Below are 22,658 nucleotides of genomic sequence, written 5' to 3'. Positions count from 1 at the left end.
AGGTAAAAAATGAAAAAAATTTCAAGAAGAAAGTTTATAGAAGCTGGTTCAATTTCAACCGCAGGGCTACTCTTAATGGGCTGCTCACCATTTCCAGAAATTTTTTCAAAGGACCGCTCTCTTGATATCATAATTAAAAATGGCTCCATAATTGATGGGACAGGCAAAAAGGAATTTGTTGCAGACATCGGAATTAAAGATGATAAAATAATTTTGATTGGAAAAATAACTGATATTAATGCAAAAACGGTGATTGATGCAAAAGGATTAAAAGTCGCTCCTGGTTTTATTGATATTCATTCCCACACCGATGCTGATTTAATTATAAATCCAAGAGCAGAAAGCAAAATTCGACAAGGAGTAACAACAGAGATAACAGGTCAGGATGGTTTTTCGTGGGGTCCTATTGGCGGACCTGAACTTGAACTGACCAAAAAGAATTTTTATGAACAATATGGTGAAGAATTGAAATGGCGTTCAATAGGTGATTTTTTGGACGACTTTTCTCGTCGAAAATTTTCAGTGAACATTGCAACTATGGTTGGACTTGGTACAATTAGAGAATTTGTCGTGGGACTTGATGAACGAGCTGCTACTAACGAAGAGATAAAGAAAATGCAGCAGGAAGTAATCAAGGCTATTGAAGAAGGAGCAATTGGTATTTCTACAGGATTGGAATATACACCAGGTTCTTTTGCATCGACCGAGGAATTAATTGAACTGTGCAGAGTTGCACCAGAAAAATTTAGACTTTATGCAACTCATATGAGAAATGAAGATAATTATGTTCTCGAAGCAATTGATGAAGCAATTGAAATTGCTAAAAGGTCAAACTCCCGTCTTCAGATCTCTCATCTAAAAGTTTCAGGTAAAAGCAACTGGAATAAAGTCGACCAGGTGATTGAAAAAATTGAAAAAGCTGTTAATGATGGTCTCGAAGTTCATGCCGATCGATATACTTATGTTGCTTACCATACAAATCTTTCGTCACTTTTTCCACTCTGGGCTCGAGAGGGCGGAACTCAAAAATTTCTCGATAGATTGAAAGACAAAAATCTTCAGAATCAAATTAGAGAATTTGTTGAGAGAAAAGTATCGAATCTTGATGGTGATTGGAATGGCGTTTTAATTTCAAGTATTGGTAAAGATGAATTCAAACATTACCAGGGTAAAACAATTCATCAATTAAGCGAAGAATTTGGAATGGATGGTTATGAAACATCCGTTAAAGTTTTGCTCGACGCTCAAAATCAGGTTATGATGATGGGCTTCGGAATGGAAGAAAAATCAACTGAGAAAATTTTGGCTCATCCTCTTGTAATGATTTCATCAGATGCAGGAAGTCATGCACCATATCCTCCAATGAATAGAGAAATTGCTCATCCAAGAGCATATGGAACTTTTCCAAGAGCAATTGCAAAATATGTGAGGGAAAGAAAAATTTGTTCACTTGAAGAAATTATTAAGAAAATGACATCGATGCCTGCAGATAAATTGGGCTTGAAAGAAAGAGGAAGAATTGAGGAGAACAAAATTGCGGACATTGTAATTTTCGATTACGATAAGATTCAAGATAAAGCGACATTTACCGAACCTCATCAATATCCCGATGGAATTCCTTATGTTATTGTAAATGGGAAAATTGTAATTTCAAATTATGATCACACTGGAGCAATGCCCGGTCAGGTGTTGAGATTAAATATCTAAAACAGAATCAATGTATCATCTTTTCATTCAACAAAAATTGAATGGTAAATTATGAAAGTAATTGTTGATGTAAGTATAATTCCACTTGGAGTTGGTCTCTCTCTTTCGCCTTACGTGGCAGAATGCGAAAAAATTTTTAAAGAAGCGGGTCTTACAACGATGCTTCATGCAAATGGAACGAACATCGAGGGTGAATGGGATGAGGTTTTTGGTGCAATTAAAAAATGTCATGAGCGGCTGCATCAAATGGGTGTTCCAAGAATTTCGACAAATGTTCGAATAGGAACTCGGATTGATAAAGATCAAACAATGATGGATAAAATTAAAAGTGTTGAAGAAAAAATGTGAGTTATTAAAAATCGAATTTGGTAATGGTTAATCATCAGGCCATTGGTGTTTTGAGGTTGGATAATCTAAAGAGGTTTTTAAAAAATCTTTTGCTTTAAGAACTCTCGATTGACTAAAAATCCGTTGTGACGAGGGAATATTGCCTCGAAATTGTTTTCATTCAGAAATATGAAATTATAGTCATTAAATTGATTGGAAGAAAAGAACCAGTTTTGAATTGAAAATAATTTTAGACAGGTAAAGACAGGATTTAATGTGATAGGTCCCCAATTGTAATTGGTGTAATAAAATAAAAAAACAAAGACCCCTGAAAGGGGTTCAATATTATTAGCTCTCAATTGCATTGGTAAATGATAAAGTTTGAAAAAAATAAAGAACTCTGGAATAGTTCAATTGCATTAAAATCGCAAAATGAAATTAAGATCTAAAAATCATTTTAGTTAAAGATAAAATTGAAATTTAATCCGATGGTTTTTCAACATCGGTTTAAAAAATAAAATATCACGATTAAACGTCTTGCAATATTTTAACTTTTTGCTCTAATGTGGAAAGTAAATTGAGATACGAGTCTTCGAAAGCTTTCACGCCATCCTTCTCAAGTTTTTCAAAAATTTGTTCGAAATCAATTCCCAATGATTTCAAATCTTCGATTATTTTCTTAGCTTCTTCAAGATCTTTTTCTATTCTATCTTCAATTATACTTTCTTCGAGCATAATTTCTAATGTCTTTGGCGGAAGAGTATTAACCGTATGTGGGGCAAACAATTCATCAACATAAAGCAACAGGCTGTACATTGGATTTTTGGTGCTCGTACTTGCCCAGAGCGGTCTTTGTATTTTTGCTCCTTTTGATTTTAATTCATCAAACCTTTCACTTAAGAAAATCTTTTTAAATTCTTGATAGATCAATTTAGTATTAGCAACTGCAGCTTTACCAAGATATTTAGTTAATTCTGGTTTACCCTGATTTATCATTTTTACAATTTCGTTATCTACAAGGGTATCCAATCGACTTACAAAAACACTAGCTACTGAATTTACATTATTTACTTCTTCACCATTTCCCAATCTTCTTTTAATTCCATTAATGTAAGCCTCGGCAACTTCAATGTATCTTTGAATTGAAAATATCAAAGTCACATTTACATTAATTCCTTTTGCTATTGATTCTTCGATTGCTTTCAATCCCTCTTTGGTTGCTGGTATTTTAACCATCAAGTTCGGTTTATTTATTTTTTCCCAGATTCTTTTAACAGCTTCTATTGTTCCTTCTGTGTTGTAAGCAAGTAATGGATTTACTTCAATACTCACGAAGCCATCGTTACCGTTTGATTCTTTATAGACTTCGCCGAAAAGATCGCAGGCATCTTTTATATCTTCAATCATCAATTCTTCAAGTATCTCTTCAGATTTTAATCCTCTTGATATTAATTTTTGAATTGCTTCATCGTAATCGTTGCTGCCAAGTATTGCTTTCTCGAAAATTGTTGGATTTGAAGTAACCCCTCGAATTCCTTTGTCAATTAAAGATTTCAACTCACCGCTTTTAATCAAGCTGCGACTAATATTGTCAAGCCAGATACTTTGTCCAATCTTCAAAAGTTTATATAGTCTGCTATTCATAATTCATTCCTTTTTGATTTATAATTTTCTGTGAGTCCCATCGCAATATGGAATTTTTTCAGAATGTTTGCACTGACACAAAGCCACTCTTTTTTTCTCTTCAATCTTTAATTCAATTGGAGTGAATGAAGTTGTTTTGTGAGAACCATCACAGAAAGGTTGATTTTTTGACAATCCGCATTTGCACCACCAGTATGTGCCTGGTTCGAGTTCTAAGACGGCAGGCATTTTAGCGGCAATATTTGGTTTATCCATCATTACCTCCTTTCTTATGGTAAAAATAATTCTTCTTGTAAAGTTCTTATAAGCATTCCCAATTCGACTATTTTCTTCTCACCAGTTGCTCGATATTTAATTTCGACTTTGTTTTTGGCAAGATTTTTTTCACCAACAATTACTTGCAAAGGAACACCAATTAAATCGGCATCATTGAATTTAAATCCGGCTGATACATCGTCTCTATCATCATAAAGGACTTCAATATCGCTTTCCTGCATTTCATAATAAATTTTTTCGCAAGTTCTTTTGATTTCTTCATTCTTCATATTAACGCCAATGAGATGAACCTGGAATGGAGCAATTTCTCGTGGCCAGATGATACCTTTCTCGTCGTGGTTTTGTTCAATCAAACAGGCAATTATTCTTTCCACACCTATTCCGTAGCTTCCCATTACAATTGGATGCTCTTCACCTTTTTCATCAAGGTATTTTGCTCCAAGCGCTTCAGAGTATTTTGTACCGAGCTTGAAAATATGACCAAGTTCAATTGCCTTAACAACTCTCAATTTATTACCACACTGATAACATTTATCACCTTCCTGAACAAAATGGAGATCGAAATATTCGATATTCGGCAGATCACGATCAAAATCAATTCCTCCGATATGATAATCATTTTTATTTGCACCGCTAACCATATTGTTTGCATGACGCAATTTTATATCGGCAATGATCCTCATATTAATACCGATTGGACCAATTGATCCAGCATCAGCACCAGTGATTTCTAATAATTCATCTGGGTGAGCTGGACGAATTTTTCCTCCAAGTACAGCGACTAATTTTTCTTCGTTAACTTCATCATTTCCAAGCATCAAGACAAGAATTGGTTGATCGTTATGAATGTAAACTCTAGATTTTGCACATTTAGTTGTTGGTATTTTTAAAAATTCAGAAAGTTCATCTATTGTTTTAACATTTGGAGTGTGTATTTCATGAAGTTCTTCTGATTTTTCATCTCTTGGATAGTCCTCGACTTTAGCTTTTGCCACTTCTACATTAGCTGCATATCCGCAAGAATCACAAATTGCACAGGTGTCTTCTCCTGCATCGGATTCAACCATAAATTCCTGTGAGCCAGTCCCGCCCATTGCACCACTTGAAGCACCAACTTCAAAAAATTTTAATCCACAGGCAGAGAAAATTTTTCTGTAAGCCTCGGCGTGAAGTTCATAACTTCTATCAAGTCCTTCCCAGTCTTTATCAAGAGAGTATGAATCTTTCATTAAAAATTGTCTTCCGCGAATTACTCCGCTTCTTGGTCTCGGTTCATTTCTGAATTTTGTCTGAATTTGATACCAGATTTGTGGCAAATCTCGATAAGATTTAATGTGGTCAGCAGCAATTTGAGCTATAATTTCTTCGTGAGTTGGTGCAAGAACATAATCCCTATTTTTTACCTGAAAGAGAGTATCTCCAAAAGCTTCTACACGATTAGTTTTTTCCCAGATTTCTTTGGGATTGAGAGCAGGAAGATGAAATTCTTGTCCGCCAATTGCATCCATTTCTCTTCGAATGATTTCGCAAACTTTTTTGATCATTCGATAACCGAGAGGAAGAAAAGAATAAATACCGGCAGCAAGCGGGCGAATCATTCCAGCCCTCATCATCAAAATATGACTCGGAATTACAGCATCAGCTGGTGCTTCTTTAGTTGTTGGAATAAATACTTTGGATAATCTCATACTTTTCCTGTAAATTTCTCCAAAAATAAAAAACGATGTAGGCTTTTCAAAAGTATCATTAATTTGTGTAATTGATTAAAGGATTTTTTTGAGAATAAATCTTTACATTCAACCCCTTCGGGGTTGAAAATCTTTATTCATATTCTTTTCCCCGAATGCAACTCGGGTCTATTCATATTCAACCCCTTTGGGTTGGAAAATTTTTCTTGCAAGCTTAATTCTGAATACTAATCGGGGCTAATCACATTCAACCACTTTCAGGATTGAAAAATCTTATCGCATTCCCAATTCCGAATACTATTTATGGTCACTCACATTCAACCCTTTTCAATGTTTTGGATTTTACAATGCACTATGTTCTTCGAGTGCAACTCGGGGCTATTCATATTCAACCCCTTTGGAGTTGGAAAATTTTTCTTCAATTCTTAGCCCCTGATATTTTTCTTGTAAAATCCATATTTAATACTTTCGGGTTGTGGATTAAATGGTGCGCTCTGTTCGTCGAATTCAAAATTGAGAATCTTGCGGTTTTGAAAATACTTCAAAATTCATCTTTCTAATTTAATTTTATACTGAACGATGCTTTGTCTATTCTAAACCTTTTTGGAAAATTAATTTTGCTCATTTATAAACTTTCTCTTAACCTTAAATTGAAGTCAAATTTTCTCTTTTGTTATATTGCAAACAATCTTAATTAAATTTTTCAGTAATTTTTGAATGAATTCATCTAAAGGGAAAAGACAGGTATGAAAAAGGAACTCTCGAAAGTTTATAACCCACAGGATGTTGAAGATAAATGGTATCAATACTGGGAATCAAATAAATTATTTCATGCCGAAATTGATCATTCCAAGAAACCTTACACAATAGTAATTCCACCTCCCAATATTACTGGCAGCCTTACAATGGGACATATCCTGAACAATACACTTCAGGATATTTTTATCCGTTGGAAGAAAATGTGCGGATATAATGCATGCTGGGTTCCTGGAACAGATCACGCATCAATTGCAACTGAAACAAAAGTAACAGCTTATCTCAGGGAAAAAGGAATTGATAAAAAGAAAATTGGCCGCGAAGAATTTTTAAAATACTGCTGGGAATGGAAAGAAACTTACGGTGGAATTATTCTAAAACAATTGCGAAAACTTGGTGTCGCTTGCGATTGGGATAGATTAAGATTCACAATGGATGATGATTACTATCGACTTGTGCTGGAAGCTTTTGTTCATTTATATAAAAAAGGATATATCTATCGCGGATTGAGAATGGTAAACTGGGATCCTGCAACTCAATCTGCAATTTCTGACGAAGAAGTTATCTATCAAGAAGTAAATGGGAAACTCTGGTATTTTAAGTATCCAATAAAAGACAGTAACGATTTTATTATAGTTGCGACTACACGTCCCGAGACAATGCTTGGAGATACTGCCGTTGCTGTCAATCCAGAAGATGAAAGATATAAGCATTTAGTTGGTAAAAAAGTAATCCTTCCAATTGTTAATAGAGAAATTCCAATTATTGCTGATAATTATGTTGATAAAGAATTTGGAACAGGATGTGTTAAAGTTACTCCAGCTCACGATCCAAATGACTTTGAAATAAGTCAGCGCCATCCGATTGAAGTGATTAATATTTTAAATCCCGATGCAACGCTTAATGAAAATGTCCCGAAAGAATTTCGTGGATTGGATCGCTTTGAAGCTCGCAAAAAAGTTGTAGAAAAATTTGAAGAACTTGGTTTACTCGAAAAAATTGAAGATTACAAAACAAACATTGGTTATTCCGAAAGAGGTAAAGTCCCCATCGAGCCGTACCTTTCTGAACAATGGTTCATGCGGATGGATGAACTTGTTAAACCCGCAATTAAATCTGTTGAAGAAGGAAAAGTAAAATTTCATCCTGAGAGGTGGACAAAGGTTTATTTCCATTGGATGCATAATATTAAAGACTGGTGTATTTCGAGACAATTGTGGTGGGGTCACAGGATTCCAGTATGGTATTGCCAGAATGAAAGTTGTAAAGAAATTATTGTTCAAGTTGATCCACCTCAAAGTTGTCCCAAATGCGGTTCAACAAATTTAAAACAGGACGAAGATGTACTTGATACCTGGGCATCGAGCTGGTTATGGGCGCATGGAGTTTTTAGAACAAAAGAAGAACTCGAATATTTTTATCCAACCGATACACTTGTAACTGGACCCGACATCATCTTCTTCTGGGTCGCACGTATGATTATTGCAGCTCACGAATTCACCAATAACATTCCTTTCAAAGATGTTTATTTTACCAGTATTATTCGTGACGAAAAAGGTAGAAAGATGAGCAAATCATTGGGCAATTCTCCCGACCCGCTCGATGTAATTGCTCAATATGGTGCAGATGCCTTGAGATTTACAATAATTTATCTGGCACCGCTCGGACAGGATGTTCTATTCTCAGTTGACAAATGTGAAATCGGCAGAAACTTCGCCAATAAAATCTGGAATGCAGGAAGATTTTTATTAATGAATGCCGAGCAAATTAAAGTTAATTACAATTTGAAATTTGAATCGCTTGATTTAACGGACAAATGGATTTTGAGCCGATTAAACTCAACTATTAAAAATTATACTGAAGCACTCGAGACATTCAGAATAAATGATGCGTCGAAGATAATTTACAACTTTATCTGGAGTGACTACTGCGATTGGTATGTGGAATTTGTAAAAACAAGACTGGCAGAAGAAACAAATGAAAATGTGAAGTCAGCCGTTCTTTCGAGAGCAATTTATGTTTATGAAAATATCTTGAAATTACTCCATCCAATTATGCCTTTCATTACAGAAGAAATCTTCCAGACAATTTATGATCTTGATTTATCAAGAAAAGATAAGAGCGAAATCAAAACAATTATGACAGAACAATTTCCAGCTGTAGATGAAAAATGGATTGATGAAGATGTTGAAAAGAAACTCGAACTTATGCAGGATTTAATTTCATCTATTCGAAATATTCGAGGCGAGATGAATGTCCCACCTTCGAAAAAATGTGATGTGTACATAAAGGCTGAAGATAAAGATTTTGAAGATTTAGTAAATGCATATCCCTTTTACATTGAAAAACTTGCAAGAGTTGAGAACATACTTGTTGGAAAGACAGTTCAAAGACCAAAAAATTCCTCTGTATCAGTTGTAAAAGGTAATGAAATCTACATTCCGCTCGAAGGACTAATAGATATTGAAGTCGAAAGAGAAAGATTAAAGAAAGAGATTGAGAGGTTAGAAAAACTTTTAGAAGGAGTAAATAAAAAACTTTCAAACGAAAACTTTGTAACAAGAGCTCCCGAAGATGTTGTGAAGAACGAAAGAGAAAAACAGAAGAACTTTTCTGAAGCTCTCGAAAAAGTAAAAAAGAATCTTGCAATGTTAGAACAAAATTAAGAGAGAAGTAATCAAAATGAATATTTACGATATAGTTGGCGGAATAGCTGTTACATTAAGTTGCTTTAATTTGTTACCTCAAGTGTTGAAGGGTTTTAAAACAAAAAGTGTAAATGATATTTCCTGGATCTTCATTTTTATGATAATTACTGCGACAATTTTCTGGTTCATCTATGGAAAATATCGAAACGACTGGGCAATAATGCTGACCAATTCGATCATATTTGGATTTGCTGTTATTCTTTTAATACAGAAGATAATGTATTCTGGTAAAAAGAAGACGGATGAGAAAGATTTACGATAGATTTTTGAAAAAACGACTCTATTTATTATTATTGCACACGAAAATTTTTGAAAAAGTTCATTTCCATTCCGCGTTAGCTCAATGGTAGAGCATCCGGCTGTTAACCGGAGGGTTGCAGGTTCGAGTCCTGCACGCGGAGCTAATCTTAAATGCTGTTTCAAACTTCTTCAAAGCTCACCTTTCATTTATCCGTACAAAAAAGTCAGTAAAAATTTAATTCCCTCTTTTAATATTCTGGATTGATCTGATGCTTATCTACATCTACCAATGAAATAATTTTCTGCGAATAAATTGACTTTTTATTTTCAATTCGTTAGTATAATTAAATGATTTTTAAAATTAATGAACTCAGGTAAGTAACAAATCGGATAGTTTAATGATTTAAGATTTGGATATACTACAAAGCATTCAGATCGGGGAATTAAGTTAGAGAATGATGAAAATTACGACTAACAAATGAAATATAGCTATGCTTCTCTCCTCCTTTCGAAAAATTCGTCTTTGGCAAACTTTGGATACACCCCAACCATTATAAAAATTGGGAGGCGTTAATATGATTCCAAAGAATATAAGAAAAGAACACATCATTAAAGCGATAGAAGAAATTGAAAGAACCGAAATTCCGAAAGAAAGGAGTTCGAGGAAATATCTTTTGGAATTTAACGGAATACTCTTTCCACCTAAATATGTTATTTCTTTGGCAAACAAGTATGCTAATGGTAAAACATTAGACCCTTCCCAGTTCAATGGAGGCAGAGAAACAAATGATTTCCTTAAGAGTCTTGGCTTTAATATTGTTGAAATTCCAACACAAGAGAAAACAATTAAACCATTTAACAAAAAGAAAGAAAGACAGTTATCAGTTAATCATCATTATGAACGATGCCCAGAATGTAAGGAAAATATTAGAAAACTCTTAGAGAAAATTTATGGAAGAGTTGAGATGAATTATAAGTTTAATGTTGGAACTTCTCCAGAAGATTTTAAAGACACACCATACTATTACAAAATGAAAGAAATTTATGAAGTGCTCCAGAAGCATAGAGAATTTAAAGAATTTGTTAAATCGAAAACTCTTCCGAATTGTGATTTCTTTGTTCCAAATCCAGGATTTATTGTTGAGTTTGATGAATCGCAACATTTCACATTACCTAGAAAAATAGCATTAGAAAATTATCCTTCCGAACTTGAATTAGGTTTTAACAGAGAAAGATGGATCAGATTATGTGAAAAAATTAATTCTAAAGATAATGATCCACCTTATAGAGATGAACAACGCGCATGGTATGATACTTTAAGAGATTTCCTGCCAGCAGAATTTAAATTAAAACCTACAGTTAGACTTTTTGCTAAGGATTTTGAATGGTGCAGTTTAAATCCAGATAATCCAAAGGATTTGGCGAAGTTCAAAAGAATGATAGAAAAACAAGATGAACTTTGGAAAATTGAAATAAGAATGGATAAGGATCCTTTCTTGGCAAGGATAATCATTGCTGATAAATGGGAAGGAAAGATTGAAAATGTAAAAAAATTGCTTGAAGAAATTTATAATGAATGGCCAAAAGGGACAAAGGTAAAATTCCTTATCACATGTGGCGGTTTTATACAGTTCGATTTGCCAAAAGATGTAACCAGAAAAAGAATTAACAATCCCCAAAATCCAGATAGTGAAATTGTAAACATTTTAGTTAAAGAAGCTGAAAAATATGTAGAGTCTGTTTTAACCGAAGATTTGCGCAATAAATTAAAGGAAGTGACAGATTATGTAACATTAGGTGTGGATTCATACAAAGATAAAATATCAGCAACTTCAATTTACATTAATCAACCACATATTGAACTGGTGTTTTTGTTTGATTTGAAGAGTAATAAACCGTACTCCACCGGGAAATCATATCCTACACCAAAGCAACAAAATAGCTTAGTCCGAAATACTAACTTAAAATCTCACTTTTTTAATTTAGATATTGGAAAAGTTATGATTTTGGGTTGTCATGATTTATCTATATTCAATCCTAGATCAAAGAATGCAAAAGGTTGGCGTAAAGAAGTTAATAGGAAATTTAAGGAATTGGCAAAGAAAGAGGAACCAAAAATCGTATTGCATCATCCTCATACAACGGTAAAAATCAGAACATGGCTAAACGCTTGGAGCGGTCTAAAGAAAGCACTTCCCTCTGTACAGATCTATGCGGGTGCTGGCAGGTATCATGAAATTGATCAGGAAGGATGTGACAAACTGGATGATGTACTTAAATACACAAAATGTGGAAATACTTTAGATTTCATAATTTCTTAAAAGGTGAAATATTTGACCGTTCCAATTTTATGTAACAGCAAACAAACTTCTATGTTTACTCCGCCTAAATTTATCTGACGGGAAACTTTATGCATAACCATACAAACGAGAGATTAATATTATAAAATATAGGTTATAATATGTCTGAGAGACTTTTTTAATTAAATCAATAAAAAATAAAGCAGGTCTTTGTAGCTTCTTAGCATTAATATTGTCAGCCTTTGCAAAGTGAAACCTAAGGAGAATTCAATAAAAATCCTTCCCTCACTTTTTTTATCACCGCTCAACAATTGAATGCTCAAGCTCTTTTTAGCCAGAGGGGAATTTTATTTCGAAAGGTTTGATATGACAGACTCTTTTTTATAAAGATCGCATTAGAAAACATTTCTTAAATATCTTCGATTACACCATCCAAATTTTTTATTCCTGCTAAATTAAGTTGTGAGAAATTTATAATTTGAAACAACAACGAAAGGAATATTTTATGGTTTACAGAGTTGTAAACATTATAGCGGTCATTTTGTTGTTTTGGTCACTTGATAGACATCCTTATAGTTATTATACATTACTCAGATTTGTTGTCTTCGGTGTTTCTGTTTATAGTGTTTATTTATTTATTACAATCAAAAAGAGTAACTGGGCCTGGATTCATATAATGATTGCAATTTTATTCAATCCGATTTTCCCAATTTATCTGGATAGAAATATCTGGAGATATGTTGATATTGCCGCAGCGATTGTTTTTCTTGTTTCTTTGTATGTCTTAAAAAAGTCGGTTTCTGAAAATAATAACAACGAATCTCCCGAGAAGTAAAGAGCGGTGAATTTCTAGTCATTTTGAAATTCGCAACTGTGATGATTGGAGATTTTAAGCTATTAATGAGTTGTTATGAGTAAGTCAGATTTGTTCTAATCACTTTAAATTTGACTTAGCTTATATAAAATTTTTTAAATGCAATTTACCTTCCCTTCTATTCTCTGCATTTTCAAAATTGAGTTCGGCTGATCCTGCACTAATTTTTATCATATTCATCAAAAACAGACATCAACTTTGTCCAAAACACATCTTGATTTTATCATACTCATCATTAATCTTTGTAATTGAAAGTTGAGAGCGATGAGAGCTCTTCTTTAATTTTAATAATTAACTTTAGGATAAAATGGATTTTATCAAGACAGTCATCAAAATAATTTTAATCGTAATTGTAACAATCATCTTTGCATCACTTGCAATTATTGCTTCTTTACTTGATAGAAGCGGTAAAGTTTATCATTTTCTGGGCAGAATATGGGCAAAGCTTTTGCTATGGATTGCGGGTGTTAAAGTTGAAATAATTGGATTAGAAAATATTAACTCTAATGAAAATTATGTTTATGTTGCAAATCATTGCAGCGGCTTTGACATTCCTGTTGTAATGGCATCAGTTCCAGGTCAGTTGAGAATAGTTTTCAAGAAGGAATTAACAAAGATTCCATTATTTGGCTGGCAATTGAGAATAGGTCCATACATTTTAATTGATCGAGAAAACCCAACAAAAGCTATGGAAAGTCTCGAAATCGCAAAAAAGAAAATTGAAAAAGGCGCAAGCGTTCTTCTTTTCGCCGAAGGAACAAGAAGTCAGGATGGTAACATCCAACCATTTAAAAGAGGCGCCTTTACTCTTGCCACAAGAAGCGGAAGGAAAATTGTTCCACTAACAATTAAAGGAACATTCGAGATTCTGCCAAAGAAAAAATTCAGAATAAGGCCTGGAAAAGTTAAACTGTTTATTGATCCGCCAATTGAACATGATGGATCAATTGATAAAAAATCAGAACTTGAATTAATGGAAAAAGTTAGAAACATTATTGTCAAAAATTATTACTCTTAATTATGAAAGTTACCAGAGAACTTGTCATACATATTGCTGAATTAGCACACTTGAAATTAAAAGACGATGAGATTGAAAAATTTCAACAAGAATTAAATCAAATTCTGGAATATGTTGATAAATTAAATGAACTCGAAACTGAAAATGTTGAACCTTTGTCTCACCCGCTTCCAGTGATTAATGTTGCCAGAGAAGATAAACTTGTGCCTTCTGTCAAAAGAGAAGAGGCTTTAAAGAACGCTCCTGATTCAACAGAAGAATTTTTCAAAGTTCCAAAGGTAATCTGATGTCAAAAATATTAGGGTTAATTCCAGCACGATTTGCTTCGACAAGATTATTTGGTAAACCGCTTCGCTTCATTGGAAATAAACCAATGATTCAACATACTTACGAATCTGCATTAAAATCTATTTACTTAGATAAACTTGTTGTTTTGACTGATGATGTTAGAATTTTCAATGCCGTAAAAAGTTTTGGCGGTGAAGTTGAAATTACTCCACAAGATCTGCAAAGCGGAACTGATCGTTGTGCTTATTATTCAGAAAAATTTCCCGAATACGATATTGTAGTAAACATTCAGGGAGATGAGCCATTTATTCATAGAGAAGTTATCGATAAAACAATAAAACCGCTTTTGCAAATTGAAGAGATTCAGGTTGCAACTGCAGGCACTTATTTCAAAGATCCGAATCTGGTAACAAATCCATCTTTGCCAAAAGTTGTGTTGGATGAAAATGGTTTTGCAGTTTATTTTTCTCGTTCAGTTATTCCATATTATCAGAGTGAAGAATTTGAAAAAATATATATAAGACATATTGGAATTTACGTTTACCGTCGTGATGCATTGTTAAAGATTACAAAACTGCCTCAAACCAGACTCGAAAGGATTGAAAAATTAGAGCAGCTCAGAATGATTGAAAATGGTTTCAAAATCAAAGTTGAACTTGTTGATTACGAACCAATATCTGTCGATACAGAAGAAGATTTAATCTATGCAAACAACTATTGGAAAGAAAAATATGGGATTAAAGAATGAACATTCCAGATAAAGTTGAACTTGCCAATATACCAACTCCAATTCATGCGATCTTCTTTGAAGGATTCGAAATCCTAATTAAGAGAGATGATTACACAGGAATTGAATGGACAGGGAATAAAATCAGAAAACTGGAATATTTGGTTTTCGACGCTCTTCAGAAAAAAGCAGATGTACTTATAACTTGCGGTGGAATTCAATCAAATCATGCAAGAGCAACTGCAGCTGTTGCTGCAAGACTTGGATTAAAATCCATTCTTTACTTGAGAGGTAATGAACCCGCTCACTACGACGGAAACTTAGCTCTTGATAAATTATTTGGAGCTGAAATAAGATTTGTAACTCAAGAAGAATATGATAACATAGAAGAAATTGCTGAGAAAGAAATTATATCTCTCAAAAAGAAAGGTTTAAAAGGAGTATTTATTCCCGAAGGAGGTTCTTCTCCACTCGGCATCTGGGGTTATATTGAATGTGCAAGAGAAATTTCAAAACAATTGAAATCTTTTAAGAATAAACCATCTCACATTGTAACTGCAGTAGGCTCGGGTGGAACATTAGCAGGACTTGTAGTAGGTAAAAAACTTTTTGGGCTGAAGTCAAATCTAATTGGTGTGAATGTTCTGAAAACCTCTGGTGATTTTGAAAAAATTGTTTGTGATCTTGCAAATGAGTGCAGCAGGAAATATAAACTCGGTATTAAAGTGACAACTAAAGATTTCACAATTCTCGATGGCTATTCAACCGAAGGATACGAAAACATCTCAAAAGAAAAATTAGAACTTCTTACATTTATCTCTCAGGATTATGGTTTGCTGCTCGATCCAGCTTATACTGGCAAAGCATTTTTTGGTATGGTTGATCATTTTATTTATCAAGGGAATGAATTCAATAAATTAATGTTTATTCACACAGGCGGAGTTTTTGGAATTTTCCCAAAAATGAAAAAATATCTCGAAACAATGGAACAATCGAAAGTTTAATTTTTACAATTAATCAAAAACAAATTATGAGGGAGTTATGCTTTTTGATTTAGACCTAATTAAAAAAGTTTATTCCGATTTTGCCGAGAGGGTTGATCACGCCAAAAAGATTCTTGGCAGGCCAATGACTTACGCTGAAAAAATTCTCTACGCTCATACCTGGGAATTACCAACGAGGCCCTTTGAAAGAGGAAAAGATTTCGTTGAATTTAGAGTTGACCGAGTAGCTATGCAAGATGCAACTGCACAAATGGCTCTGCTCCAATTTATGTCTGTCGGATTACCTAAAGTTGCTGTTCCTACAACAGTTCATTGCGACCATTTAATTCAGGCTCAGGTTGGTGCTGAACAGGATTTGATGCGAGCCTTCGATGAAAATAAAGAAGTTTATGATTTCCTTGCATCTGTCTCTGCTAAGTATGGAATCGGTTTCTGGAAGCCAGGTGCTGGAATAATTCATCAAGTTGTTCTTGAAAATTATGCATTCCCGGGCGGAATGATGATTGGAACTGATTCACATACACCAAATGCCGGCGGACTTGGAATGCTCGCAATTGGTGTCGGCGGCGCCGACGCAGTCGATGTAATGGCTGGAATGCCATGGGAACTTAAATTTCCAAAATTGCTTGGAGTTAAATTAACAGGACAATTAAACGGATGGACTTCACCTAAAGATGTTATTCTTAAGCTCGCTGGAATCTTGACAGTCAAAGGTGGAACGGGATACATAATTGAATATTTTGGTGAAGGTACAAAATCAATCAGCTGCACAGGCAAAGGAACTATTTGCAATATGGGTGCCGAAGTCGGTGCAACAACCTCAATTTTCCCATTCGATGAAAGAATGATTGATTATCTTAATGCAACTGGCAGAGACGCTGTCTCCGAACTTGCGATGAAATTAGCTTACGCTGCTTCAAACTACCTTGCTGCAGATCCAGAAGTCGAGCTTGAACCAGAAAAATTCTTCGATAAAATTATTGAAATAAATCTATCTGAACTCGAACCTCATTTGAATGGACCATTCACACCAGATCTGGCATGGCCCATTTCTAAGATGAAAGAAGCTGTTCAACAAAATGATTATCCTGAAAAAATCAGTGCTGCTTTAATTGGAAGTTGTACAAATTCAAGTTATGAAGACATTGAACGTGCAGCTGCTGTTGCTAAAAAAGCACTTGAGAAAGGATTGAAAGCAAAAACTCAGTTCACCATCACCCCTGGTTCTGAACAAATTCGAGCGACAATTGAAAGAGATGGTCAATTGAAAATATTGACAGATCTCGGAGGTGTTGTTTTGGCTAATGCCTGTGGTCCTTGCATTGGAATGTGGAAAAGAATGGATGTTAAGATTGGCGAAAGAAATACGATCGTAACTTCATTTAATAGAAATTTTGCAAAAAGAAATGATGGAAATCCTGAAACACTTGCATTTGTTGCAAGTCCAGAAATTACTACAGCTCTTGCAATTGCAGGAAAACTGACATTTAATCCACTAACAGATACATTAATTAATGAAGCTGGAGAAGAAGTAAAGCTCGATCCGCCAGAAGGGAAAGAGCTTCCGGAAAATGGATTTGTTGTTGATGAAAAAGGATATGTTCCGCCTGCTGAAGATGGTTCTGATATTCAGGTTATGATAAAAGAAGATAGCGAAAGACTTCAAGCATTAACTCCTTTTGAAAAATGGGATGGAAAAGATTTTATTGATTTGCCTGTTTTATTAAAAGTAAAAGGTAAGTGTACAACCGATCACATTTCACCTGCTGGACCGTGGTTAAGATATCGTGGACACCTCGATAAAATTTCTGATAATATGTTCTTAGGCGCAATCAATTATTTCACTGGAGAAGCAGGAAAAACAAAAAATATTCTTACCGGTGAATACAAAAATGTTTCTGAAGTTGCTCGTGAATATAAAAAGAATGGCATCGGCTGGGTTGTGATTGGTGATGAGAATTATGGTGAAGGATCTTCAAGAGAACATGCTGCAATGGAACCGAGATATCTTGGCGGTAAAGCCATCATAGTTAAGTCATTTGCAAGAATTCACGAAACAAATTTGAAGAAGCAGGGAATTTTAGCATTAACATTTGCAAATCCAGAAGATTATGATAAGATACGAGAAGATGATAGAGTTAGCATTGTCGGTTTGAATGATTTTGCTCCGAATAAACCGTTGAAAATGATTGTTAAACATTCGGATGGTACAACGGACGAAATCTGGTTAAATCACTCATACAACGAAAATCAAATTGAGTGGTTCAAAGCAGGTGGTGCGCTCAATCTTGTTGCAGAACAATTTCACAAGAAAGCAATTGAGACGGCTCCAGTTGAGGTGAAACAAGAACCGGCAGAGGAGAAACAAGAAGTTGATGTAAAGCCCAAGCAGAAAGCTGTTAAAAAATCTGCGGCTGGCAAAAAAACTCAGACTAAGGGCAAGAAGACAAAGAAAGTTGAGAAAAAAGCTGCTGCGAAAAAGGTAAAAGCACAGAAATCAACGAAGAAGAAATTAACGAAGGCAAAGGCTAAGAAATCTGCTGTAAAGAAAGCAAAAGTCACAAGCAAAAAATCAACCGCAAAGAAATCTGTGAGTAAGACGAAGACATCAAAGAAAAAATAATTTTCTTTGATTAGAATCTAATTTTGAATTAGTTCAATAATCAGGCTAAGCAAGTCTTAGCCTGATTTGTTTTTAAACATTCTTTAATTTCCTTCAAATTCGTGTAGGGGAAAAATACAATCTCAAATCTCTTCATAACTTACCGTTTCATTAATATTAAATCTTATTTAATACGATTCCGGAATGTGAATGTGGAAAGTGAATAAAAACTCAGAAGAAGTGGATTATGAAAAATTTAATTGAAGCAAAAATGATTTTATCTAAAAAGGCTTAAACATAATGAAATAATTAAACTGTTAATTCAACAACTTTAGATTTTCCATTGAAAAATATTTACTCAAAAATTAAAAAACTTTCTTCTTTTTATTGAAGATTTTTTATGACAAAGACAATCAAATCATATATTTTAATCCTGCGGCTATTAATCCAAAGAGAGCAACAGCCCATGTATATGGTAGAGTATTCCACAAAATCTTTTGAACATCAATTTTCAATTCATTTGCGAGCCAGACATTTTGTGTATTTGTTGGGTCGCTTACTCCCTGTATCTGACCTACACCTAATAGTAGTCCCATTATTGCACCAGGATTCATACCACTTGCAAGTAAAATTCCTGCGAGGCCATAACCCATTCCCCACACATTAAGCGGACCACGATATAAAGCCAGTGGTGCAAGAAGAGTGAAGGTAAAAACATAACTCAAAAAATTTTCTGGTACAATTTGTTTCAAAAATGGTTGAAGTAGATTTAAAACAGGCCAACCCTGTGGATTTAATTTAGTCCAGCTTTCACCTGGACCAATTATCGAATTTAAAAGCATTCCAATTCCAAACATCAAAACAACTGCTGGCATTACCATACTTCCACCTTCGAAAGCTGATTTAACGAAAATGTTCATTATTCCTTTTCTATAAACAGATAAAACTCCATAAATCAATCCACAAATAAATGCAGTGATAAATTCAAAGTTGAAGAATAAAATCAATATTAATGGAATAAAAGGAGTAAAATATGAACTCCAGTGAATTCGCTCTTTAAAATTTTTGTGATTGGATTTTCTTAAAATTATTCTGATAAGATTTAATGCGATCAATCCAATTATTCCTATGCCAATTAAATATTTAAACCATTGATAAACCATTAGTATAACATCGGTGACTTTTTTTTGTGAATTTTCATCTATCGAATTATAAATCAAAAGAGAAAGCCCAATAAGAAAAAGTAAGACCAGAGTAGATAAAATTATCTTTATAAAATTCAACTGATGACCATCCCGATAGAGTTGGATTGTTAAATAGACAATTGCCGTTAAAAATGTTATCAAAAACATTATAACTGCAAATTCTCTAACCTCATCCGGAGTTAATCTCAAAATCTCAATGTAAAGAGCCCAGTTGCCTGCATTTAAAGTTCCTCCAATGCTTAATCCAAGAAGAAAAATACCTGCAATTGTTAAAGGACCAATTCCTACTGAAGACATAATTGGTAATACAATAGTTGCAACCATAATTATTGCACCAAGTCCACCCAGGGTTGTGAAAAGGAGGACAATTATTGTGAGCATTAAGACACCAACTGTCCAGGGTTTATCTCCCGAAAGCTCTGCACCTTTTTTGATAAAACTTTCAGCAATTCCTGTCTTTTGAAGAAAAACACTTAGCATACTGCCAAAGATTGCTATTGTGTATGCTTTGCTGAGCTTAACCGCTCCTTCTCCAATAACATATTGGAGAATATCTAAAACAGGAACACCTGCAATTAGCGGAATCAAAAAAGACATAATTGGTAAAGCAAGCAATGCAGGAATTTTTCTAAGGAACATTAGTATTGACATCAGTAGAAAAACAAAAAGAAGGAGTATCAATTGAATTGTTTCCATAACTCAACAAGTTTTTATTCTTTTGGTAAGATTGTCTTTAAAATTTGAAACTAATTTAATAAAAAAATTAAAAGCGCCTGATCAAAAATTTTTATTATTCACTTCTCGATATTCATAATAAATTTTACATTCCTAATTCATTTGTAAATTAAAAATGTGTGATGACGGAGAAAAAGTTAATCAACACCGAAAGGATTGAATACGAATAGCCCTGATTCGCAAACAAAATTTTAGAATAAAACGAAACAATTAATTCTAATGGATTGATAATACAGTAACGTGAAGCAAAAATTTGTTAGCTTAGAAATGAAGGGGCCTCTTCAACTTCATCCAACCAACATCAACACAAATCAAAACAAAATCCAGAGCTTTATGAGCATATTCATCATTCTTTAAATTAATCTACATAAATCTGGAGAGTTTTAATCTCTCTCTTTAGCTATTTAGAAATTAACTTCCGATCAAGAAATAAATAAATTTTCCAAAAGTCTTAAATTAAATTTGTAATTATTAATTTAAGGTTTAATGGTTTACCTGAAAGAAACAACGAAGCAAAATTAACCCAGAAATATGAAAAAAGACTTTCATCATATTGTTTTTTTGATCTTGTCTGTTTTTTCACTTTTTATGATTGGCTGCTCAGATCAAAGCGTAAAACCAAAAGTTATTTCAATTAAAACCAGAGAGCTCCCTGATCAAGAGTCATTTAACTCAAAAGTTGTCTTTTCCGATTCGGGAATTGTTAAAGCAATTTTAAGAGCTGGTCATATCGCAGTTTATTCTTCAAGAAATGAAACTCTTCTCGATGGAGGAATTGAAGTTGATTTTTACGATCGAGATGGAAATCATACAAGCAATTTAATTGCAGATAGAGGCAGAGTAGATGATTTAACACAAGATCTTTACGCTTTCGGGAATGTCATCGCTCGGTCTGACAGCGGAGTTGTTTTGAAAACAGAAGAATTGAAATGGATTAATGCTCGAAGAAAAATCGTAACAGATAAATATGTTGAAATTACTTCTCCAACAGAAGAAATACGAGGCTATGGCCTTGAGTCAGATCAATCATTAAAAGATTATGTAATCTTCAGAGTAAGCGGGAGAATTGAAACAAAACAATGAAAAAAATATTGCTCATCTTCTTGTTGTTCGCTTCAATTTCATTTCTTAAAGCTCAAGAAATAAAAGTTGTTCAATTAATTAATTCAGATAGTCTAATAGGTACAGTTGTCAATAACGAAAGAGTAAGAATTCTTTTTGGAAATGTTCAATTAATTCACGAAGACATTCGAATTTTTTGCGATAAAGGGATTCAATATCTTCAATCTAACAAAGCAGAACTCGAAGGTAATATTAAAATAATTCAGGGCAATCAGGTTCTGACAACGCAGAAAGGTTTTTATTTTGGAAATACGAAAACCGCGTTTGGAACAAAAGGTATCACTCTTTACGATGGGAAAATCACATTGAAAGCTGACAGCGGCGAATATTTCTTTGATCAGAAGAAAGCCATTTTCAAAGGGAGAGTTATCTTGTATGATGATACAACTGAACTGAAAGCAAATATATTGACTTATTACACAGAAGAAGAGCGAGCAATAGCTATTGGCAATGTTCAGGTAACCCAGTTTGAAAATAAAATCTACTCAGACACTCTTGATTACTTCCGCAAAAGAAGATTTTCAATAGCTCGCGGTAATGTTATTGCTTTCAGCACGAAAGATAATCTAAAGATTTATTCTGATTATCTCGAAAACGATGAAAACAAAAAATATACTTATGTAACTGGCAATCCAATTTTAATTCAAATTGATACGACTTCAGAAAATAAAATCGATACTCTCGTAATTTCAGCTGAAAAAATGGAATCATATCGAGATACATCGGATATATTTTTTGCAATCGATTCTGTTAAAATCTGGAGAAACGAACTGTCTGCTGTTTGCGATTATGCTGTTTATAATAAAAGCGAAGGAAAGATTACAACATCAACACCAAACAATTTTCAACCTCTCTTCTGGTATAGTGAAAATTTCTCCTATGGTGATTCAGTTGAAATATTTGTGGACGAAAACAAAATAAAATTTGTCAACATTTATGAGAATGCTTTTCTAATTTCAAAAGACACTGTTATGGAAAATCGATTCAACCAGATGAATGGAAATTTCATTCAATTAAGATTTGCAACTGATGAACTTTCAGAGAAAAACAAATTAAAAGAAGTTTTTATTGTCGGCAATGCATTGAGTATTTATTTTTTGTATGACGAAAACGAACCAAGTGGGTTGAACAAGTCAAGCAGTGATAGTGCATTAATAGTAATTGAAGAAAACAAAGTAACGGAAGTTAAACTTTTTGGTTCACCAGAAGGGGAATATCACCCCGAAGAAAAAATCGCAGGCAAAGAGAAAGAATTTTTGTTAAGCGGATTTAAGTGGATCGAAAATAGACCTAAAAAGGAAAATCTCCTTGCAAGGAGAGGAAATTTTTTATTCTGATTAAATATCGAAGTAATACATCGAGATGATCAATCAAGCAAAGAAATCCCAAATTAACATCGAATACAATCAAAAAGTAGAAGAAGAAAATTAATTTAAA

General features: G+C 33.8%; 17 protein-coding genes and 1 tRNA gene. 14 read left to right on the top strand and 4 right to left on the bottom strand.

The features are described from left to right. Positions 1 to 9 precede the first annotated feature (9 nt). Positions 10 to 1,707 carry a D-aminoacylase gene (locus tag HPY57_06020; protein ID NPV11332.1) on the top strand — a complete coding sequence of 566 codons (1,698 nt, stop codon included), beginning with the start codon at positions 10 to 12 and terminating at the stop codon, positions 1,705 to 1,707. Between the two features lie 51 nt (positions 1,708 to 1,758). Beyond that, positions 1,759 to 2,055: an MTH1187 family thiamine-binding protein gene (locus HPY57_06015; GenBank protein NPV11331.1), complete on the top strand. Its 297-nt coding sequence runs from the start codon at positions 1,759 to 1,761 to the stop codon at positions 2,053 to 2,055. A 507-nt stretch (positions 2,056 to 2,562) separates the two neighbouring features. Here HPY57_06015 and tal read toward each other — a convergent pair. From tal to HPY57_06000, 3 genes are read right to left on the bottom strand one after another with little or no spacing between them, the layout of a single operon-like run. Further along, on the bottom strand, positions 2,563 to 3,678 hold the full coding sequence (gene tal, locus HPY57_06010; GenBank protein NPV11330.1) for a transaldolase: 1,116 nt from the start codon (positions 3,676 to 3,678) through the stop codon (positions 2,563 to 2,565). Positions 3,679 to 3,696: 18 nt separating this feature from the next. After that, positions 3,697 to 3,933: a CDGSH iron-sulfur domain-containing protein gene (locus HPY57_06005; GenBank protein ID NPV11329.1), complete on the bottom strand. Its 237-nt coding sequence runs from the start codon at positions 3,931 to 3,933 to the stop codon at positions 3,697 to 3,699. Between the two features lie 14 nt (positions 3,934 to 3,947). Then, positions 3,948 to 5,642, bottom strand: a complete 1,695-nt coding sequence (locus tag HPY57_06000; protein ID NPV11328.1) for a proline--tRNA ligase — start codon at positions 5,640 to 5,642, stop codon at positions 3,948 to 3,950. Positions 5,643 to 6,388: 746 nt separating this feature from the next. Between HPY57_06000 and HPY57_05995 the strand changes: the two genes are divergently transcribed. From HPY57_05995 to HPY57_05950, 10 genes are all read left to right on the top strand, one after another. Further along, on the top strand, positions 6,389 to 9,064 hold the full coding sequence (locus tag HPY57_05995; GenBank protein NPV11327.1) for a valine--tRNA ligase: 2,676 nt from the start codon (positions 6,389 to 6,391) through the stop codon (positions 9,062 to 9,064). Positions 9,065 to 9,080: 16 nt separating this feature from the next. Next, positions 9,081 to 9,368 carry a hypothetical protein gene (locus HPY57_05990; GenBank protein ID NPV11326.1) on the top strand — a complete coding sequence of 96 codons (288 nt, stop codon included), beginning with the start codon at positions 9,081 to 9,083 and terminating at the stop codon, positions 9,366 to 9,368. Between the two features lie 67 nt (positions 9,369 to 9,435). Beyond that, positions 9,436 to 9,507, top strand: a tRNA-Asn gene (locus HPY57_05985). A gap of 414 nt (positions 9,508 to 9,921) precedes the next feature. Then, positions 9,922 to 11,667: a hypothetical protein gene (locus HPY57_05980; GenBank protein ID NPV11325.1), complete on the top strand. Its 1,746-nt coding sequence runs from the start codon at positions 9,922 to 9,924 to the stop codon at positions 11,665 to 11,667. 484 nt (positions 11,668 to 12,151) lie between these two features. Further along, positions 12,152 to 12,481, top strand: a complete 330-nt coding sequence (locus tag HPY57_05975) for a hypothetical protein (GenBank protein ID NPV11324.1) — start codon at positions 12,152 to 12,154, stop codon at positions 12,479 to 12,481. A 346-nt stretch (positions 12,482 to 12,827) separates the two neighbouring features. After that, a complete protein-coding gene (locus HPY57_05970) occupies positions 12,828 to 13,538 on the top strand; it encodes a 1-acyl-sn-glycerol-3-phosphate acyltransferase (protein ID NPV11323.1) in 711 nt (236 codons plus the stop codon). Between the two features lie 2 nt (positions 13,539 to 13,540). Continuing rightward, a complete protein-coding gene (gatC, locus tag HPY57_05965; GenBank protein ID NPV11322.1) occupies positions 13,541 to 13,825 on the top strand; it encodes an Asp-tRNA(Asn)/Glu-tRNA(Gln) amidotransferase subunit GatC in 285 nt (94 codons plus the stop codon). After that, positions 13,825 to 14,574 carry a 3-deoxy-manno-octulosonate cytidylyltransferase gene (kdsB, locus tag HPY57_05960; protein ID NPV11321.1) on the top strand — a complete coding sequence of 250 codons (750 nt, stop codon included), beginning with the start codon at positions 13,825 to 13,827 and terminating at the stop codon, positions 14,572 to 14,574. Before gatC ends, kdsB begins: the two co-directional genes overlap by 1 nt. Next, positions 14,571 to 15,557, top strand: coding sequence for a pyridoxal-phosphate dependent enzyme (locus HPY57_05955; protein ID NPV11320.1), 987 nt, complete (start codon positions 14,571 to 14,573; stop codon positions 15,555 to 15,557). The genes kdsB and HPY57_05955 overlap by 4 nt, the downstream gene beginning before the upstream one ends. Before the next feature lie 37 nt (positions 15,558 to 15,594). Continuing rightward, the gene (locus tag HPY57_05950) at positions 15,595 to 18,180 is read left to right on the top strand and encodes an aconitate hydratase (protein NPV11319.1); all 2,586 of its coding nucleotides are present in this window, start codon (positions 15,595 to 15,597) and stop codon (positions 18,178 to 18,180) included. 392 nt (positions 18,181 to 18,572) lie between these two features. Here HPY57_05950 and HPY57_05945 read toward each other — a convergent pair whose 3' ends face one another. Further along, positions 18,573 to 20,060, bottom strand: a complete 1,488-nt coding sequence (locus HPY57_05945) for a citrate transporter (protein NPV11318.1) — start codon at positions 20,058 to 20,060, stop codon at positions 18,573 to 18,575. A 570-nt stretch (positions 20,061 to 20,630) separates the two neighbouring features. Between HPY57_05945 and lptC (HPY57_05940) the strand changes: the two genes are divergently transcribed. Both lptC (HPY57_05940) and lptC (HPY57_05935) read left to right on the top strand, forming a co-directional pair. Beyond that, positions 20,631 to 21,182 carry an LPS export ABC transporter periplasmic protein LptC gene (lptC, locus tag HPY57_05940; protein NPV11317.1) on the top strand — a complete coding sequence of 184 codons (552 nt, stop codon included), beginning with the start codon at positions 20,631 to 20,633 and terminating at the stop codon, positions 21,180 to 21,182. After that, positions 21,179 to 22,558 carry an LPS export ABC transporter periplasmic protein LptC gene (lptC, locus tag HPY57_05935; GenBank protein ID NPV11316.1) on the top strand — a complete coding sequence of 460 codons (1,380 nt, stop codon included), beginning with the start codon at positions 21,179 to 21,181 and terminating at the stop codon, positions 22,556 to 22,558. Before lptC (HPY57_05940) ends, lptC (HPY57_05935) begins: the two co-directional genes overlap by 4 nt. Positions 22,559 to 22,658 lie beyond the last annotated feature (100 nt).

The organism is Ignavibacteria bacterium (genome assembly GCA_013177855.1).
Lineage (GTDB): Bacteria > Bacteroidota > Ignavibacteria > Ch128b > Ch128b > Ch128b.
This window is presented reverse-complemented; position numbering and strand designations above follow the sequence as displayed.

What these genes read in the sequence shown, in the direction of transcription:
- HPY57_05970 (NPV11323.1), top strand. Translation starts at nt 12,828, where the DNA reads ATGGATTTTATCAAGACAGTCATCAAAATAATTTTAATCGTAATTGTA.
- HPY57_05980 (NPV11325.1), top strand. Translation starts at nt 9,922, where the DNA reads ATGATTCCAAAGAATATAAGAAAAGAACACATCATTAAAGCGATAGAA.
- lptC (NPV11317.1), top strand. Translation starts at nt 20,631, where the DNA reads ATGAAAAAAGACTTTCATCATATTGTTTTTTTGATCTTGTCTGTTTTT.
- lptC (NPV11316.1), top strand. Translation starts at nt 21,179, where the DNA reads ATGAAAAAAATATTGCTCATCTTCTTGTTGTTCGCTTCAATTTCATTT.
- HPY57_06020 (NPV11332.1), top strand. Translation starts at nt 10, where the DNA reads ATGAAAAAAATTTCAAGAAGAAAGTTTATAGAAGCTGGTTCAATTTCA.
- HPY57_05990 (NPV11326.1), top strand. Translation starts at nt 9,081, where the DNA reads ATGAATATTTACGATATAGTTGGCGGAATAGCTGTTACATTAAGTTGC.
- HPY57_05955 (NPV11320.1), top strand. Translation starts at nt 14,571, where the DNA reads ATGAACATTCCAGATAAAGTTGAACTTGCCAATATACCAACTCCAATT.
- HPY57_06000 (NPV11328.1), bottom strand. Translation starts at nt 5,642, where the DNA reads ATGAGATTATCCAAAGTATTTATTCCAACAACTAAAGAAGCACCAGCT.
- HPY57_06005 (NPV11329.1), bottom strand. Translation starts at nt 3,933, where the DNA reads ATGGATAAACCAAATATTGCCGCTAAAATGCCTGCCGTCTTAGAACTC.
- HPY57_05995 (NPV11327.1), top strand. Translation starts at nt 6,389, where the DNA reads ATGAAAAAGGAACTCTCGAAAGTTTATAACCCACAGGATGTTGAAGAT.
- HPY57_06015 (NPV11331.1), top strand. Translation starts at nt 1,759, where the DNA reads ATGAAAGTAATTGTTGATGTAAGTATAATTCCACTTGGAGTTGGTCTC.
- gatC (NPV11322.1), top strand. Translation starts at nt 13,541, where the DNA reads ATGAAAGTTACCAGAGAACTTGTCATACATATTGCTGAATTAGCACAC.
- HPY57_05945 (NPV11318.1), bottom strand. Translation starts at nt 20,060, where the DNA reads ATGGAAACAATTCAATTGATACTCCTTCTTTTTGTTTTTCTACTGATG.
- tal (NPV11330.1), bottom strand. Translation starts at nt 3,678, where the DNA reads ATGAATAGCAGACTATATAAACTTTTGAAGATTGGACAAAGTATCTGG.
- HPY57_05950 (NPV11319.1), top strand. Translation starts at nt 15,595, where the DNA reads ATGCTTTTTGATTTAGACCTAATTAAAAAAGTTTATTCCGATTTTGCC.
- HPY57_05975 (NPV11324.1), top strand. Translation starts at nt 12,152, where the DNA reads ATGGTTTACAGAGTTGTAAACATTATAGCGGTCATTTTGTTGTTTTGG.
- kdsB (NPV11321.1), top strand. Translation starts at nt 13,825, where the DNA reads ATGTCAAAAATATTAGGGTTAATTCCAGCACGATTTGCTTCGACAAGA.